The 15,902-nt window shown below is 66.2% G+C and carries 14 protein-coding genes and 1 pseudogene; 8 read left to right on the top strand and 7 right to left on the bottom strand.

All coding sequences use genetic code 11. The features are described from left to right. The 3 genes from AC1RNQ_RS18870 to AC1RNQ_RS18860 are packed head-to-tail and all read left to right on the top strand — an operon-like array spanning position 1 to position 2,686. On the top strand, positions 1-783 hold the full coding sequence (locus tag AC1RNQ_RS18870) for a type III pantothenate kinase (RefSeq protein WP_493173638.1): 783 nt from the start codon (positions 1-3) through the stop codon (positions 781-783). Next, complete coding sequence (locus tag AC1RNQ_RS18865) at positions 780-2,414, top strand: ribonuclease J (protein WP_493173637.1); 1,635 nt, start codon at positions 780-782, stop codon at positions 2,412-2,414. Before AC1RNQ_RS18870 ends, AC1RNQ_RS18865 begins: the two co-directional genes overlap by 4 nt. 11 nt (positions 2,415-2,425) lie before the next feature. Next, positions 2,426-2,686: a DUF1467 family protein gene (locus tag AC1RNQ_RS18860; protein ID WP_493173635.1), complete on the top strand. Its 261-nt coding sequence runs from the start codon at positions 2,426-2,428 to the stop codon at positions 2,684-2,686. 141 nt (positions 2,687-2,827) lie between these two features. On the opposite strand, the gene AC1RNQ_RS18855 is transcribed toward AC1RNQ_RS18860, so the two are convergent. Then, positions 2,828-5,200, bottom strand: coding sequence for a hypothetical protein (locus tag AC1RNQ_RS18855; protein WP_493173633.1), 2,373 nt, complete (start codon positions 5,198-5,200; stop codon positions 2,828-2,830). 68 nt (positions 5,201-5,268) lie between these two features. On the opposite strand from AC1RNQ_RS18855, the gene AC1RNQ_RS18850 reads away from it, so the two are divergent. Then, positions 5,269-5,565 carry an Hpt domain-containing protein gene (locus AC1RNQ_RS18850; RefSeq protein ID WP_493173631.1) on the top strand — a complete coding sequence of 99 codons (297 nt, stop codon included), beginning with the start codon at positions 5,269-5,271 and terminating at the stop codon, positions 5,563-5,565. 167 nt (positions 5,566-5,732) lie between these two features. Continuing rightward, the gene (locus AC1RNQ_RS18845; protein WP_493173629.1) at positions 5,733-7,070 is read left to right on the top strand and encodes a tetratricopeptide repeat protein; all 1,338 of its coding nucleotides are present in this window, start codon (positions 5,733-5,735) and stop codon (positions 7,068-7,070) included. Positions 7,071-7,325: 255 nt separating this feature from the next. On the opposite strand, the gene AC1RNQ_RS18840 is transcribed toward AC1RNQ_RS18845, so the two are convergent. Together AC1RNQ_RS18840 and AC1RNQ_RS18835 are read right to left on the bottom strand one after the other, a co-directional pair. Further along, the gene (locus AC1RNQ_RS18840; RefSeq protein ID WP_493173627.1) at positions 7,326-7,613 is read right to left on the bottom strand and encodes a hypothetical protein; all 288 of its coding nucleotides are present in this window, start codon (positions 7,611-7,613) and stop codon (positions 7,326-7,328) included. Positions 7,614-7,758: 145 nt separating this feature from the next. After that, positions 7,759-9,173 (bottom strand): annotated as a pseudogene (locus tag AC1RNQ_RS18835) (M28 family peptidase). Positions 9,174-9,302: 129 nt separating this feature from the next. On the opposite strand from AC1RNQ_RS18835, the gene ettA reads away from it, so the two are divergent. Both ettA and AC1RNQ_RS18825 read left to right on the top strand, forming a co-directional pair. After that, positions 9,303-10,982 carry an energy-dependent translational throttle protein EttA gene (gene ettA / locus AC1RNQ_RS18830; RefSeq protein ID WP_493173625.1) on the top strand — a complete coding sequence of 560 codons (1,680 nt, stop codon included), beginning with the start codon at positions 9,303-9,305 and terminating at the stop codon, positions 10,980-10,982. 8 nt (positions 10,983-10,990) lie between these two features. Then, complete coding sequence (locus tag AC1RNQ_RS18825) at positions 10,991-11,431, top strand: PaaI family thioesterase (RefSeq protein WP_493173623.1); 441 nt, start codon at positions 10,991-10,993, stop codon at positions 11,429-11,431. Positions 11,432-11,578: 147 nt separating this feature from the next. On the opposite strand, the gene AC1RNQ_RS18820 is transcribed toward AC1RNQ_RS18825, so the two are convergent. The 4 genes from AC1RNQ_RS18820 to AC1RNQ_RS18805 all read right to left on the bottom strand — a co-directional run bounded on the left by AC1RNQ_RS18820 (position 11,579) and on the right by AC1RNQ_RS18805 (position 14,903). Continuing rightward, complete coding sequence (locus AC1RNQ_RS18820) at positions 11,579-12,283, bottom strand: DUF899 family protein (RefSeq protein WP_493173621.1); 705 nt, start codon at positions 12,281-12,283, stop codon at positions 11,579-11,581. 182 nt (positions 12,284-12,465) lie between these two features. Then, positions 12,466-13,545: a phospholipase effector Tle1 domain-containing protein gene (locus AC1RNQ_RS18815; protein WP_493173619.1), complete on the bottom strand. Its 1,080-nt coding sequence runs from the start codon at positions 13,543-13,545 to the stop codon at positions 12,466-12,468. Positions 13,546-13,643: 98 nt separating this feature from the next. Beyond that, the gene (locus tag AC1RNQ_RS18810) at positions 13,644-14,222 is read right to left on the bottom strand and encodes a DUF2846 domain-containing protein (RefSeq protein WP_493173617.1); all 579 of its coding nucleotides are present in this window, start codon (positions 14,220-14,222) and stop codon (positions 13,644-13,646) included. Positions 14,223-14,264: 42 nt separating this feature from the next. Continuing rightward, positions 14,265-14,903 (bottom strand): carbonic anhydrase, encoded by a 639-nt coding sequence (locus AC1RNQ_RS18805; RefSeq protein ID WP_493173615.1) that lies wholly within the window; start codon positions 14,901-14,903, stop codon positions 14,265-14,267. A gap of 62 nt (positions 14,904-14,965) precedes the next feature. Here AC1RNQ_RS18805 and lipA point away from each other — a divergent pair, with 62 nt between their 5' ends. Next, positions 14,966-15,901, top strand: coding sequence for a lipoyl synthase (lipA, locus tag AC1RNQ_RS18800; protein ID WP_493173613.1), 936 nt, complete (start codon positions 14,966-14,968; stop codon positions 15,899-15,901). The last annotated feature ends 1 nt before the right edge of the window (position 15,902 follow it).

Raw genomic sequence — 15,902 nt, 5'->3', positions numbered from 1 at the left:
ATGCTGCTCGCGATCGATGTCGGCAACACCAATGCCAAATTCGCGCTGTTCAAGGGCACCGAGCTGCTCGCGCGCTGGCGCATTGCGACCGACGACCGCCGCACCGCCGACGAATATATGGTGTGGCTCGACCAGTTGATGCGCATCGAGGGCCGCGACCGCGCAGAGGTCGAGGCGGTGATCATCTCGACCGTCGTGCCGCGCGCGCTCCACAATCTGCAGTTGCTCGCGCATAAATATTTCGGCGTCGATGCGCTGGTCGCGGGGCGCGAGCCCGTGACCTGGGGCATCGCGCTCAAGGTCGACGAGCCGCAATCGGTCGGCGCCGACCGCGCAGTCAACGCCATCTCGGCGCAGGCGCTCGAGCCGGGCAGGGACAAGCTCGTGATCAGCTTCGGTACCGCGACGACGCTCGACCATATCGGCCCCGACGGCGCCTATCTCGGCGGCATCATCGCCCCCGGCGTCAACCTCTCGCTCGAAGCGCTCGTCGCCGCCGCCGCCAAGCTGCCGCGTATCGCGATCGAAGCTCCTGCGACGACCAGCGTCATCGGCCGCACCACCGAAAGCCAGATGCTGATCGGCGTATACTGGGGCTATGTCGCGATGATCGAGGGGCTGATCGCGCGGATGAAGGCCGAAATCGCCAAGCCGCTCACCGTCATCGCCACCGGCGGCCTCGCGACCCTGTTCCAGGAACAGGCGCACCTCTTCGACCGGATCGACCCCGACCTCACGCTCAATGGATTAATGCATTTGTACAACCAACGGAATGCCGCATGACCAAACCCGGCAAGGAACTGCTCTTTCTCGCGCTCGGCGGTTCGGGCGAGATCGGCATGAACGCCAATCTCTATGGCTGCGACGGCAAATGGATCATGCTCGATTTGGGCGTGACCTTCGGCACGCACGACTATCCCGGCATCGATATCATCATGCCCGACCTTGAATTCATCGAGGATCGCAAGAAGGACCTGCTCGGCATCGTCCTGACCCACGGGCATGAGGATCATATCGGCGCCTTGCCCTATCTTGCAGCCGAACTCGGCGTGCCGCTCTATGCCAACCGCTTCACCGCGGGGCTGATCGCGCACAAGCTCGCCGAAGAGGGGCTGCAGGACGAGGTCAAGATCAAGACCGTCGATATCGACGCCGAATTCCAGCTCGGTCCGTTCGGCATCCGGCTGATGCCGCTCGCGCACTCGATCCTCGAGATGAGCGCGGCGGTGATCGACACGCCTTACGGACGCGTCTTCCACACCGGCGACTGGAAGCTCGACGACGATCCGGTCCTCGGCACGCCGTCGTCGGCGAAGGCGCTAACCGCACTCGGCGACGAGGGCATCGATGTCCTAGTCGGCGACTCGACCAACGCCTTCAACCCCGAGGCGTCGGGCAGCGAGGGCGGGCTGATGGACGGGCTGCTCGCCGCGGTCGGCGCGGCAAAGGGCAGGGTGATCGTCACCACCTTCGCGTCGAACGCCGCGCGCCTCAAGACACTCGGCGAGGTCGCGAAGGCGACGGGGCGCAGCCTGTGCGTCGCGGGCCGCTCGCTCGACCGCATCATCGGTGTCGCGCGCTCGGTCGGCTATTTGAAGGACTTCCCCGCCACGGTCGATTTCGACGAGGCGATGCGCCTGCCGCGGAACAAGGTCATGGTGATCGCGACCGGCGGGCAGGGCGAACCGCGCGCCGCGCTCGCGCGCATGGCCGCCGACATCCACCAGATCAAGCTCGAGCCCGGCGATACCGTCGTCTTCTCGTCGAAGCAGATCCCGGGCAACGAGGTCGCGATCGGCCGCATCATGAACCAGCTCGCCGCCAAGGACGTGCTGACCGTGACCGAGAAGCAGGCGCATATCCACGTCAGCGGCCACCCCGGCCAGCCCGAACTCGCCGCGCTCTACGGCTGGCTGCGGCCGAAGCTCGTCGTGCCGGTGCACGGCGAGATCCGCCATATGCACGAACAGGCGCGCTTCGCGCTCGAACGCGGCGTCCCCGACGCGCTGATCCAGGAAAATGGCGACCTCGTCCGCCTTGCCCCCGGCCCCGCGAAGATCGTCGAGCGTGTCCGTTCGGGCCGCCTGATCCTCGACGGCGACGTGATCCTGCCCGCCGACGGCGAGACGATCAACGAGCGGCGCAAGCTGTCGATCAACGGCCATATCACTGTCGCCGCGATCTTCACGAACGGCAAGTTCACCGAAAGCGCGGTCAGCTATCGCGGCGTGCCCGTCGAGGACGATCGCGAAGCGTTCGTCGACGAGATGCGCGAAGCTGCCGAACTGGCCGCGCTCGCGCCCTCGAAGGATGTCGAGAAGATGCGCGAGGCGATCCGCCTCGGCGTCCGCCGCATCGCGACCGACTGGACCGGCAAGAAGCCGGTGGTCGACGTCATGCTCGTCGACCTGTAGGGAGCGAGCCCATGAAATGGACCTCGGCGCTCGCCATCTACCTGCTCTTCTGGGCGTTCAGCACCTTCTTCGTGCTGCCCTTCCATGGCCGCCGCGTCGGGGATGATGCGGAGCCTTTGATCGCCGGCCAGGACCGCGGCGCCCCCGCGCGCTTCCGCCCGGTCCGCATCCTGCTCCAGATGACGATCGTCGCGACGATCGCCTTCGTGATCTATTATGTGGCCTATGTGAGCGGCTGGGCCGATCCCGACGTGCTGGGCGGGCGGTCCTGATCTTAAGCCCCTCCCCTTTAGGGGAGGGGTTGGGGTGGGGGCTGTCGAGATTGCGCGAGGCTGCTGGCCCCCACCCGCTGCGACTAGGCAGCAAGCTGCCAAGTCTCGCTGCCCTCCCCTAAAGGGTAGGGCGGATGTCGTTTACCCCCGCAACCGGTCGATCGCCTGCGCCAGCGCCACATAGAGCTTCCCGATATCCGACGACAGCAAGGTCACGCTGATCGCTGATCCGTCGCGGGTGTTCATCAGCAGGCGCAGCATCGCCTCGAAATCGTGGATGAACTGGTTGACCGAGGCGTGGAAGCCGTCGTCATTCTGGTAGACGCGCAGGATTTCCTTCGCCTCGCTATTCTCGACCAGCTTGACCGCGCGCCGCGCGAACACCCCGCGGTCGCCCTTCAGATACGCGTCCCACGCGGTGTCGCTGACCTCGGCCGACAGGATCTTGGTCAGGTCGATCGCGGTCGATTTGAGCGATTCGGTGAGCAGCCCGACCTGCTTGGCCAGCGAATCGCGGTCCGACGCCGCGATTGCCGCCTCGGCCTCGGCGGCGCGCGCCTCGACGCTCGCGCTGGTGTCCATGATTGTGATCAGCTGACGCATCAGCCGGTCGGTGGCGTTGTTCGCCGCCGCGACCGCGCGTTCGGACGCTTCGCCGATCGCGTCGAGCTGGGCCATGATCTCGGTGCGGAAGGCCGCATCGATCGCCTCGGTCGCGGTCGACTGCATCGCCTCGCGCGCGCCCTCGACCAGCCGTTCGAGCGTCGCCTGTGCCTGTTCCGCCGCTGAATCGGCGGTCTGGCGCACCTCGCCCAGCGTCGCGATCATCTTCGCGCCGCCCTGTTCGGCGAACTGGTCGGCGCCGTCGCGCAGCTTCGTGAGCGCGGCATCGGCCTCGGCGAGCGAGGCGTTGATCCGCTCGACCAGCGCTCGCTGGCTGTCGGCATGATCCGACATCTGGGCTTCGTTCGACGCGAGCGTCGCCTGCACCGCATGGACGTGCGACAAAGTAGATTGCGCGACCATCTCGGACGCTTCGAGCAGCGGCTTCAGGTCGCCGAGCGACGCCTTGGTCGCCTTGCCATGCGCCGCCATGCGGTCGATCGCGTGCGGCAGCGTTTCGTCCATCTCGCGCGTCACCGCATCGAGCGCGAGCAGCAGCGATTCGGCATGGCCGACCAGCTGCTGCGCCGAGGCATTGCCGTTCGTCACCTGCTCGGCGAAAGCGCCGAGCTGCGCCTTGGTGTCGCCGATCGCGCGGCCGATGACGTCGGCGCGTCCGGCCACCACCGTATCGAGCGCCGCAAGGCGCTCCTCGATCTCGCCGACATGGCCCGAAATCCGCGTCGCCAGCTCCTCGCTCGCGACGCCATGCTCGGCGAGCCGCGCGCCGATATCGTCGCTCGCCCCGCGCGCGACCGCCAGCCGGTCGTCGAGCTGGCCGGCGGAGGTCGCCACGCCGTCGCGAAACGCCTGCCAGGTCTCGCCCAGCCGCGCGCTCATCGCCTCGACGGTCGAGGTCAGTTCGTGGTGCAGCGCCGTCGCGACCTGCGTGACCTGCGCCAGCGTCGCGTCGTGCGCGCCGGTCACCTGCGCCGATGCCGCGAGCAATTCGGTCTCGGCCTGCTTCGTCCGCGCCTCGAGCGAGCCGATCGCCGCGTCGAGCGTCGCCGCCGACGCTTCGCCGGTCTGCGCCGCCTTCACCGCTTCCTCGGCGAGCGCCGCGAGCTTGGCCTCGAGGCTGGCGCCTTGCTGGTGCGCGACGAGCCCCGCTTCGCGGAAATTGCCCGCGAGCCGCTGCGCGACATCGTCGATCCGCGGCAGCCCGGCGAGCAGCCCGTCCATCCGCTGCAGCGCGACGTCGCCCGAGCGCGCGAGCTGGTCGTGCGCATTGGCGATCACCGAGGCGTTGGTCGCCAGCTTGTCGCTGCTCTCGGTCAGCCGCGCGACCGTATCGAGCCCCAGCTGCTGGACGATATTCGCCTGCTCGGCGAGCTGGCGCTGCGCATCGGCGATATGCAGCCCCAGCGAATGCATCGACTGGTTGAGTTGGGCATTTTCCGCGCGCAGCGCCGCCGTGACGCGCGCGAACCGCGCCTGCTCCGACCGGCTCGATCGCAGCAGCGCCATCCACAGCACCGCGAGCAGGGTCAGCGGCATCGCGATCGTTGCGATCACCCCGGGCCATTCGGCCGTCGTGGGCATATGCGCGAAGCCGTCGGTCGCCACTGCCGCGGCGAAGCCGGTCCAGCCGATACCGAGCAGGATCAGCAGGGCAGGGGCGATGCGGTCGCGGAAGGCCGAGGGGTTTGCCGCCTCTTCCTCGGCGCCATCGGCGTCGTCGAGCGCGCTCCTGTCGAGCCAGTCGCGTTCGGCGCGCACAGGCGCGGGTTCGGGCGCTGCCGCTTCGATGGGCGCGGCGCTCGCGGCCTCGGGCTCCGCCGTCTGGCCGTCCTGGTCTCCGTTCGCCGCGGAATCCCGCCACAAACCGACGATTTTCTTGTCCCCCGTCATAGCCCCATCATAGCAGCAAATGCCCGCCACGAAACGGAAACTTAACTATGGCGTGACAAGGCTGTGGAATGTCGTTCGACAGTGGCCCCCTTGACCGGTATCTGACCGCCGCAATCGGCGACGATGCGGCGATGGCGGCCGACCTGCGGAGCGCCTTCACCGGCAGCGCGCGCGACCTCGCCGACCTGATGCGCCGCGCGCGCTGCGACGCCAATTGGAACGTCGCCGCGCTCCGCCTCAAGGGGCTCGCCGCGACCTTCGGCATCATCCCGCTGATCCAGCTCGCCGAGGCGGCGATGGCCGGCGCCCCGGGCGATCCCGCGGTGCTGCGCGACATCAACCGGGCGATCGACGAAGTCGCCTGACCGGCCCGCCGCGGCGCCGGTTCAATTGCCGTTCACCCGCCTCGCACCATAGCAATTTTCAACACCCTGTCTTGCCTTGGCAACGCTAGAGGTTTAGCCGCGTTTTCCGACAGCGGCTTCCCACGGCGTGTCCGGAACGCGGGGCCGAATCGAAGGAGAGATTTCAGATGTTCACCCGTTTTCGCTCGATGCCCGCAACGGCGATGGCCGCCGTGCTCGGCTGCGCGCTGATGGCGACCGCCGCCGTTCCCGCCGCCGCGCAGGACAAGCCCAAGAAGGAAAAGAAGGGCAAGAAGGAAGAAGCGGCCGCGACGGGCCAGATTGCGATCACGCCCAGCAAGGCTTTCGGCCCGACGGTGAAGAAGATCCAGGACGCTGCCAACGCCAAGGATGCGGCGCTGCTGCAGGCCGCGCTAGCCGAGGGCGAGCCGCAGGCGACCACCCCCGAGGACAAATATTGGCTCGGCCACTTCACGCTCCAGCTCGGTATCCTGACCAAGGACAAGGCGACGCAGGGCAAGGGGCTCGAGGCGATGCTGGCGTCGGGCAAGACCCCGCCCGAAAGCGCAGCGCTCTATAATTTTTACACCGGCAGCTTCGCCTATGACGAAAAGAACTACGCGAAGGCAATCGAGCGGCTCGAGGCGGCGAGGGCCGGCGGGTCGAAGGAAGCGCCGCTGGCGACGCTGCTGATGGACAGCTATCTCGCGAGCGGCCAGGTCGACAAGGGCATCACCCTTGCGAAGGAAGCGATCGAGGCGACCCGCGCGGCGGGCCAGCGTCCGTCGGACGAGCTTTATGTCCGCCCGATCCGCGCGCTCCAGGCCGCGAACCGCAACGACGAAGTGCTCGACCTGATGGCGCTGCGCATGCGCGACTATCCGCAGCCGCAGGTGTGGCGCCAGACCCTGTTCATCCTGCTCCAGCAGAGCGGCGAGAACAAGGAGGTCGCGCTCGACACGCTGCGCCTGATGCGCGCGACGAACTCGATGCTCCAGCGCCCCGAATATCTCGAATATGCCGCGCTCGCGACCGAAGCCGCGCTGCCGGGCGAGGTCGTCTCGGTGATCAAGGCGGGCAAGACCGCCAGAGTCATCCCCGACAAGGACGCCAAGTTCGACGAGATCGCCAAAGCACAGGGCGAACGCATCGGCGACGAGGAAACCACGCTCACCGCCTATGCCGCCAAGCCTTCGACGCTGTCGAATCCCAAGGTTGCGGGTGCGACCGGCGACGCGATGGTCGGCTATGGTCGCTACGCCGACGCGGTGAAGCTCTACGACGCCGCGCTCGCGGCGGGCGGCGACAAGGAGCTGTGGACCTATCGCAAGGGCGTTGCGCAGGCGCTCGCCGGCGATGGCGCGAGCGCGAAGGCGACGCTCGCCGGCGTCACCGGCCCGCGCAAGCGCCTCGCGCAGCTCTGGACCGTCAAGATCGACACTCCCGCCGCGGCGCCCGCCGCTGCCGAGGCCGCTCCCGCGACAGCAGCCGCACCGACGACCTGATCGATCGCAAAACCAAGCGAAAGGGCGCCGTCCGAAAGGATCGGCGCCCTTTTCTTGTGGCCGGGAACTAAGTTCCGCTTTGGGGTGGGGAGTGGACGGTGCCGATCCTCCTCCTGTTGGGGAAGATCGCTTAGGGCCGCAACCGCCCGAAACCGGCCATCATCCCGAACGACACAATTCCCCAACGAAAAAAGGCGGCCTTCCCGAAGGAAGACCGCCTCTTTCGTTTCGGTCAATGCCCCGAAGGGTTGTGACTTACTTCTTTTCTTCAGCCGGAGCGGCCGGAGCAGCCTTGGCGTCGGCGGCCGGAGCAGCAGCGGCGTCGGCCGGAGCGGCGGTCGCAGCAGCGTCGGCACCAGCGGCAGCGGCTTCGGCGCCTTCAGCGGCGGCGTCGGCGCCAGCAGCGGCGGCGTCGGCACCGGCTTCGGCGGTCGCGTCTGCGGCCGGAGCTTCGGTGGCGGCGGGTTCTTCAGCAGCCTTTTCACCGCAAGCGGCGAGGGCGAACATGCTGGCAGCAACGGCGATAGCAGCAAACTTCTTCATGATGTGTGGCTCCCTAAAATGCCTTTCCGCGGTGGGGAAATTCCCGTCACGCGAGCCGCGGGATTTAGCCGTTCCGTGCCAATCGTCAACAAAAATAATTGAGTTGGAGCGGGTGCGGCGGAAATCCTACTGTTTTGGTTGAGTATCACGGTAGCTCAGTATCGCTGCTGTTCGCCAGAATCGCCAGAGTCGCGGTCCAGGCGACGACATTCTGCCGAAGCTGCGCCGGGTCGACCTTGTCGAGCGTGTCGTCGGGGGTGTGGTGCAGGTCGAAATAGCGCGTGCCGTCCTGCTGCAGGTCGATCGCCGGCACCCCCGCCGCGACGAGCGCGCCGATGTCGGCGCCACCGCTCGCCGGCGTCTTGCCGCGCACGATGCCGAAGGGCGCCAGCGCCGCCGCGATCCGGTCCTCGAGCGGCTTGGCGCTTGCGGGCAGCTTGAAGTCGACGCGCCACACGCGATCGGCGCCGAAATCGGATTCGAGCGCGACCGCATGCTTCCCGGTCCCGTGTTTCTCGAAATAGGCTTTGCCGCCGAACACACCGACCTCCTCGGCGCCTGCCCACAGGATGCGGATCGTGCGGCGCGGCTGGCCGGCGCTCATCACATGCTTCGCCGCTGCGGTGACGATGCCGCAGCCCGCCGCATCGTCGATCGCGCCGGTTCCAAGGTCCCAGCTGTCGAGATGGCAGGCGATAATGACGGGGCCAGCCGCGGGATCGCTGCCCGGCACCTCGGCGATCACATTGCCCGAATGCTTCGTCCCCAGATTCTGCGGAGTGAGCACCAGCTTCATGCGCAGCGGCACTATGGCCCCGTCTCATTTTTCTTGGTGTGCATCGCCTGCGCGCGGCTCCACTGGCGCACCAGCTGGTCGGCGTCGGGGTTCGACAGCGCGCCTGCGGGAATCGGTTTCACCCCGGCCTCGAAATTGGTGCCGCCGGTGTGCGGCCCGCGATGATTGTCGGTGCCGATCGAGCGGATCACCACCGCGATCGCACCTTTCTTGGACGCGGCATTGGCGCCGGTGAAACGCCCGCGGCCATATTGGCCATAGCCGCTGCCGTCCTGCGCCGGCTCCATCTGGTTGTCGATGAAGACGATCTTGCCCTTCACCTCAGCATCGGGGGCGGCGAGCAGCGCGTCATAGCTATGATAATAAGCGACATCGCCCTCGATCCCCTTGGGGCCGGTCGAGGCGCTGTTGCCGAGCGCAGCGATGTGGAGTGCCTGCGGCAGGAAGGGGCCGGTCAGCGACGCCTCTTCGGCGCCGCGCACCCACACCTTCATGTCGAACTGTTCCTCGCGGACATTGGCGAAGCCCATTGCCTGCAGTCGCGCGACCGCCCAGCGGCGCGCCGCGGATTCGGCCTCGGTCCCCGCCATGCGTGGGCCGATCTCGGTGGTCAGGTCCTCGGTGATGCTCCACGCGATGTCCTCGCCCCGCTGCGCCAGCTCGGTCGCGCTCGGCGGTGGCGGAAGCGAAGCAAAGGCGCTGGTGGCGATCAGCAGGGCGGCGGTCAGCCCGGCGACGCGGGCGAGGGGGGCGGTGATTTTCATGCCGCCGTCGTAACCGCCCGCACCGCCTGCGCAAGCGTCGATTGCCAACACCGCGCCCATTCGCTAACCGGCGCGCAACATCTCTCCCGGCCGCGCGCTGCGGCCCAGCCAGACATCGGAGCAAATCCCATGGCCGCCCAATATAGTTTCGTGATGAAGGGTCTCAGCAAGACCTATCCCGGCGCGCAAAAGCCGACGCTCAAGGATTTGAGCCTGCAATTCTATCCCGACGCCAAGATCGGCATCGTCGGCCCGAACGGCACGGGTAAATCGACGCTGATGAAGATCATGGCCGGCATCGACAAGGAATTCACCGGCGAGGCCTGGCCGGGCGAGGGGATCAGCGTCGGTTACCTCGCGCAGGAGCCGCAGCTCGACCCGACCAAGACGGTCAAGGAGAACGTCATGGACGGCGTCCGCCCCGTCGCCGACATGATGGACCGCTTCAACGCGATCAGCGCGCTGATGGCCGACCCGCCCGAAGACGCCGATTTCGACGCTTTGATGGAGGAAATGGGCACGCTCCAGGAAAAGATCGACGCGGTCGACGGCTGGACGCTCGACAACCAGCTCGAAATCGCGATGGAAGCGCTGCGCTGCCCGCCGGGCGACTGGAGCGTCGAGAATCTGTCGGGCGGCGAAAAGCGTCGCATCGCGCTCACCCGCCTGCTGCTCGAAAAGCCCTCGATCCTGCTGCTCGACGAACCGACAAACCACCTCGACGCCGAAAGCGTCGCCTGGCTCGAAAAGCATCTCGTCGACTATCCGGGCAACGTCATCCTCGTCACCCACGACCGCTATTTCCTCGACAATGTCGTGAACTGGATCCTCGAACTCGATCGCGGCCGCTATTTCGTCTACGAAGGCAATTATTCGACCTATCTCGAAAAGAAGGGCAAGCGCCTCGAACAGGAAGCGCGCGAGGACCAGGGCCGCCAAAAGGCGATCAAGGACGAGCTCGAATGGATCCGGCAGTCGCCCAAGGCGCGCCAGGCCAAGTCGAAGGCGCGTATCAAGAGCTTCGACCAGCTCGTCGAGGCGCAGGAAAAGCGCACTCCCGGCAAGGCGCAGATCGTCATCCAGATCCCCGAGCGCCTCGGCGGCAAGGTGATCGAGGTCGCGAACATCTCGAAGGCCTATGGCGACAAATTGCTGTTCGAAGACCTGTCCTTCACGCTGCCGCCGGGCGGCATCGTCGGCGTCATCGGCCCCAACGGCGCGGGCAAGTCGACGCTGTTCAAGCTGATCACCGGCCAGGAAACCCCCGACAGCGGTAACGTCACGATCGGCGACACCGTGCGCCTCGGCTTCGTCGACCAGAGCCGCGACGACCTCAAGCCCGACAATAATGTCTGGCAGGAAATCTCCGGCGGCCACGAGCTGATGAACATCGGCAAGCACGAGATGCAGACGCGCGCCTATGTCGGCGCCTTCAACTTCAAGGGCGTCGACCAGCAGAAAAAGGTCGGCCAGCTGTCGGGCGGCGAGCGCAACCGCGTCCACCTCGCCAAAATGCTCAAGGAGGGCGGCAACGTCCTGCTGCTCGACGAGCCGACCAACGATCTCGACACCGAGACGCTGGCCGCGCTCGAGGAAGCGCTCGAGAATTTCGCGGGCTGCGCTGTGGTCATCAGCCACGACCGCTTCTTCCTCGATCGCCTCGCGACGCACATCCTGGCGTTCGAGGGCGACAGCCATGTCGAATGGTTCGAAGGCAATTTCGAATCCTATGAGGAAGACAAGATCCGCCGCCTCGGCGACGACGCGACGCGCCCGCACGCGACGTCGTACAAGAAGCTGACACGCTGAGCCTGCAGATGGGGGAGGCGCCTGTCTCGTCGAGCGCGATCCGCCTGGACGCGGACGCGCTCAACGCCTTCATGGAGCAGGCCTTCCCGCACGCCCAGCCGGGCACGCGCGGCCATGTCGTCTCCGCTGCGCCCGGCCATGTCCAGGCGCGGATGGACCCGAACGACAAGGCGCTCCGCCCCGGCGGGCTGATCTCGGGGCCCACGCAGATGGGCTTCGCCGACATGGCCGCCTATGCGCTGGTCCTCGCGCATATCGGCCCCGTGGCGATGGCGGTGACGAGCGCGCTCAACTATCAGTTCCTGCGCCCCTGCCGCCCGGGACCGCTGTTCGCCGACGCGACGATGCTGCGGCTGGGCAAGCGCCTCGCGGTGATGGATGTGCGCATCTGGACCGACGATGCGGACAAACCGGTCGGGCAGGCGCAAGTGACCTACGCGATTCCGTGAAGCTCGATCCTCCCCGGAACGGGGAGGGGGACCACCGAAGGTGGTGGAGGGGCAGGTAATCCTCCGTTCAGCGAAGCGTAAACCGCCTGTGCCCCTCCACCATGCTTCGCATGGTCCCCCTCCCCGTGTCGGGGAGGATCTAGGCCTTCAATATTCCAGCGCCGGATACCAGCTCGTCCCGCGCCCGCCGGGCGTCAGGTCCAAAATGTTCCACAGGCTCGCGATATCGGGCGCGTCGCGCGGATCCTGTCCGGGGTCGGCCATGTCGGCGGTCATCTCGCTCTTCCAGAACAGCCGGATGCCGCTGCCGTTGCGTTTATAGACGACGAGGGCCGGATTTTCGCTGCCGTCCGCGTTGAGCAGACGGAAGTCGCGCGCATAATCGTCGCCGACGGTCTGCATGAAATCGAGCGCCTGCCACCCTCGTTCCAGCGCGAACGCCTGTTGCCGCTCGACCGGGCTGCGCCCCAGGATTTTCAGCGCTACCCGCTGCTTGATGTCGTTGGCATTGCCGTTCACCGACCCCAGCCAGTTGGTGCACATCGGGCAGGGGCGTTCGCGCTCGGGGCCGTACATCCAGAAATAGGTCACCAGCGTGTCATGCTCGCCGAACAATTCGGTCAGCTCCAGTTCGGCGCCATCGGCGTCCTTGAACCGGTAGTCGGCCGTCATCAGCGGTCCGGGGGGCAGCGCGCGGCGCTGTTCGGCGACGCGGGTCATCTTGCGGCGGAGGTCGATCTCCTCGGCCAGCAGCGATTTTCGGGCCTTGGCATAATCATCGTCTTCGCCGGGAATAGCGCGCCGCCGCGACGCGAGCGCCGGGGCGGCCAATAAAGGTTGGCGAAGGGCCATTCATGTCTCCCTGATTGCGACTGTCATCGCTTTGCCATTTTGGTGGAAAAGCGCAAAATCGGCCGCCCGCAAATGCGGGGCGCCTCGACCGGGAAACGCCCGATATCGGCGACGAGTTGCCGCGCGGCGCAGCAACCGCGATTTTATTCCGCGCCGCACTGCGCTGTGAAGGGCGTTTCGCCCTATTGCGACAGGCTGCGGAAATAGCCGCGCAGGTCGTCGTCGATTTCTACATCGGGATAATGTTTCCGAAGCCGCGATTGCTTCCACGGATATTGCGACTTGCCGTTGTAGCGGAAACTTTCGCCGACCAGGTCGACGATCGGATGGAGCCGCTCCTCGGCCTCCTGCCGCTTCCACGGCGTGCGGACGGTCGAGAACAGTGGCGGCAGCCGGTGCTGCCGGATCTCGAAAGTCCGGTTTTTCAGGTCGGCGGCATATTTTCCGGCCTTGATCCGGATGAAATCCTCGTGGAGCTTCAACGATGTCAGCGTGTCGATATAATAGGCCATCGTCAGGAAAGAGACGCGGCCCCAGAAGGCGCCGCCGGTCCCGCCGATGTCCGAATGGACCCCGGGCATCCAGATCTGGCGCAGCGTGCCCGCGTCGCCGTCGTGGCCGTCCCACGAGCGGTTCTGGAACAGCCGGCGATTTTCGTCGATCGCCAGTATATGGACCCCGGTGCGGCACCGGCTGTCGAGATCGTAATGCGGAAAGCGAATCGGGTTGAAGGTCGACATCCATTCGACCCCGCCCATGACCGAGTCGAACGCGCCGATGAACTCGATATCGACCGGGACGAGTTCGTAATTCTCGGGCTGCGGCTGTCCTTCTTCCCACGCCGCGACCACCAGCGGGGCGTAGCGGATCTCGTGCGGCCGCAGCAGACCATAGGTCATCACCAGCGCGGCAAGCGCGCGGGCCGACATCGCGCCGCGCGAAAAGCCGAAGAAGTAGATTTTGTCCTTCACCGCGCCGCGGTCATGGGCGTCGAAATTATAGTTGGAGCACAGGTTGGTATATTGATCGAGTATCTGTGCGCGCAGCGTGCTGCCGGTCGCGGCCGACCAATAGTCGCGCTTGCCCGGTTGCGACGCGATTCCCGAAGAATAGAAAACGATCTGCGGTCGCCCGTCTTCCGACCGATCCTTGAGCTGCAGCATATAAGCAAGCTCATAGACGTTCGAATAGGTTTGATAGGCATCGCCGCTGCTCGCCGATACTCTGGTGCCGTCGATCAGGAAAATAAGATGTCGACTCATGCGCATCTCCCCCGAAGCGGATGCTTGCGGAAGGGCCGCACGCAAGTCAACCATTCACCGGGGGTACGGCCGTCGCCGCAAAAATAGGGCAAAAAGCGTCAGGCCGGCGCCACTTCCCACAGGATCAGCTTGGTCGCGTGCACGTCCTCGCGCGCCTTCGTCGCATCCGACCGGCTGAGCTTCACCCCGCCCTTGAGCGCCCCCATCTCGATCATCGCGTCGATCACCACCACGCCGCCCGCGCCGACATCGACCTCGATTTCGTCGGGCCGGGCCAGCTTCGCCTTGGCGGTACCGACCTGGATATGATGCTTGCCGGGCTCGACATCCGCCATCAGCATCTGCCCCGACTTGATCTGCCCCTGCGCCGCTCCGTCGAGCGTCACGTTCATGCCCTGCAGCGCGGCGACGAAACCACGGCGGGTGATATAGATGCGCCCTTTGCCCGCCGGCGCCTGCATCGCGCGCGCTTCGGCGAGCGCGGCGGGATCGGCCTTTTGCCCGCTCTTGTTGCTCGACAGCGCCCAGATGCAGAAGCCGACGACACCGATCAGGAACAAAGGCGCGAGGACCATCATCGTGCCTTCGCCGACCAGGCTGGCGATCGAAGGCCCCATGAAAGCCCCGACGATGGCCGCGAAGAAAATGATCGTCAGCCACATCGCATTCTTGCTCATGTCCGTTCCCCTGTCTGGCGGCCCAAGACGTCTTTGAAACTCTCAGACCGGTGCAAAATCTCCCGTCGCGTCGTCCAATATGTGCAGCACCCCGTCGCCGATCGCGAAAAAGGCACCGCGCAATGTCAGCGTTCCGCGTCGTTCCTTCTCCTGGATACAGGGGAAGGTGCGCAGATTCGCTATGCTCACGCGCACAGCCGCCATTTCCATCGCGCGCCCCGCCTCGCGGTTGTCGATGTCGTCATGCTCGGCGCGCACCGCGGCGCTGGCGTCGTCGAGCATCGCGATCCAGTCGGCGATGAAGCCGCCGCGCCCCGGCTCGGCGCCCGCCATCGACCGGTGCAGCGCGGCGTGACAGCCGCCGCACAGGCCATGGCCCATCACGACGATTTCCTCGACGTGCAGGAATTGCACCGCGAACTCGAGCGCGGCCGACACGCCGTGGCGCCCCGGCGTCGTCTCGAACGGCGGCACCAGCGCGGCGACGTTGCGCACGACGAAGATTTCGCCCGGATTGGTATCGAAAATCTGCGAGGGTTCGGATCGGCTGTCCGAACAGGCGATCACCATCACCTTGGGCGACTGGCCCTCGGCCAGCTGCTCCCAGCGTTCGCGTTGTTCCGCCCAACCGCCGTTACGGAAACGGCGATATCCTTCGATCATGTCAACAAAGCGAGTCATGCAGGCGCCTTAGCATAGGTAGAGAGGTTGAGAAGAGGCGCGAGCAAGACTATGTGGGCGCCATGAACGCTCCCGCACAACCCGTATCGACGCCCGGCCAGCGCACGCGCAAGCCCGACTGGATCCGCGTCAAGGCGCCGACCAGCCCCGGCTATGCCGAAACGCGCAAGCTGATGCGCGAACTCAACCTGCACACGGTGTGCGAGGAAGCGGCGTGTCCGAACATCGGCGAATGCTGGACCAAGAAGCATGCGACGGTGATGATCCTCGGCGACACCTGCACCCGCGCCTGCGCCTTCTGCAACGTCAAGACCGGCATGCCGCGCGCGGTCGACCCGTTCGAGCCCGAGCATACCGCGATCGCGGCAGCGAAGATGGGGCTCAGCCACATCGTCATCACCTCGGTCGACCGCGACGATCTGCCCGACGGCGGCGCGAGCCAGTTCGTCAAGGTGATTCAGGCGCTGCGCCGCGAAACGCCGCAGACGACGATCGAGATTCTGACCCCCGATTTCCGCAACAAACCCGAAAGCGCGGTCGCGGCGATCGTCGACGCGCGCCCCGACGTCTATAACCATAATCTCGAAACCGTGCCGCGGCTCTATCCGACGATCCGCCCCGGCGCGCGCTATTATGCCTCGCTGCGCCTGCTCGAAAGCGTCAAGCGCCGCGATCCGTCGATCTTCACCAAGTCCGGCATCATGATGGGGCTCGGCGAGGAACGCATGGAGGTCCACCAGGTGATGGACGACATGCGCAGCGCCGACATCGATTTCATGACGATGGGCCAATATCTGCAACCGACCCCGCGCCACGCCAAGGTGATCGATTTCGTCACCCCGCAGGCGTTCGACGCCTATGCGCAGATCGCGCGCGCCAAGGGCTTCCTGCAGGTCGCGGCGTCGCCGCTGACCCGCTCCTCCTACCACGCCGGCGACGATTTCGAACGGATGCGCGCGGCGCGCGAAGCGCAGCTCGCCCGCGCCGCGGCGGACTGAC

The organism is Sphingopyxis sp. GW821-FHT12F08 (genome assembly GCF_058806755.1).
Note: the sequence above shows the minus strand (reverse complement) of the source record. Positions and strands in the feature narration are given on the sequence as shown.

Bases quoted from the DNA above. Each gene is read 5' to 3' on its own strand.
- AC1RNQ_RS18815 (WP_493173619.1), bottom strand. From the start codon at position 13,545: ATGAGTCGACATCTTATTTTCCTGATCGACGGCACCAGAGTATCGGCG.
- AC1RNQ_RS18805 (WP_493173615.1), bottom strand. From the start codon at position 14,903: ATGACTCGCTTTGTTGACATGATCGAAGGATATCGCCGTTTCCGTAAC.
- AC1RNQ_RS18850 (WP_493173631.1), top strand. From the start codon at position 5,269: ATGTCGTTCGACAGTGGCCCCCTTGACCGGTATCTGACCGCCGCAATC.
- ettA (WP_493173625.1), top strand. From the start codon at position 9,303: ATGGCCGCCCAATATAGTTTCGTGATGAAGGGTCTCAGCAAGACCTAT.
- lipA (WP_493173613.1), top strand. From the start codon at position 14,966: ATGAACGCTCCCGCACAACCCGTATCGACGCCCGGCCAGCGCACGCGC.
- AC1RNQ_RS18860 (WP_493173635.1), top strand. From the start codon at position 2,426: ATGAAATGGACCTCGGCGCTCGCCATCTACCTGCTCTTCTGGGCGTTC.
- AC1RNQ_RS18825 (WP_493173623.1), top strand. From the start codon at position 10,991: ATGGGGGAGGCGCCTGTCTCGTCGAGCGCGATCCGCCTGGACGCGGAC.
- AC1RNQ_RS18820 (WP_493173621.1), bottom strand. From the start codon at position 12,283: ATGGCCCTTCGCCAACCTTTATTGGCCGCCCCGGCGCTCGCGTCGCGG.
- AC1RNQ_RS18870 (WP_493173638.1), top strand. From the start codon at position 1: ATGCTGCTCGCGATCGATGTCGGCAACACCAATGCCAAATTCGCGCTG.
- AC1RNQ_RS18840 (WP_493173627.1), bottom strand. From the start codon at position 7,613: ATGAAGAAGTTTGCTGCTATCGCCGTTGCTGCCAGCATGTTCGCCCTC.
- AC1RNQ_RS18845 (WP_493173629.1), top strand. From the start codon at position 5,733: ATGTTCACCCGTTTTCGCTCGATGCCCGCAACGGCGATGGCCGCCGTG.
- AC1RNQ_RS18855 (WP_493173633.1), bottom strand. From the start codon at position 5,200: ATGACGGGGGACAAGAAAATCGTCGGTTTGTGGCGGGATTCCGCGGCG.
- AC1RNQ_RS18810 (WP_493173617.1), bottom strand. From the start codon at position 14,222: ATGAGCAAGAATGCGATGTGGCTGACGATCATTTTCTTCGCGGCCATC.
- AC1RNQ_RS18865 (WP_493173637.1), top strand. From the start codon at position 780: ATGACCAAACCCGGCAAGGAACTGCTCTTTCTCGCGCTCGGCGGTTCG.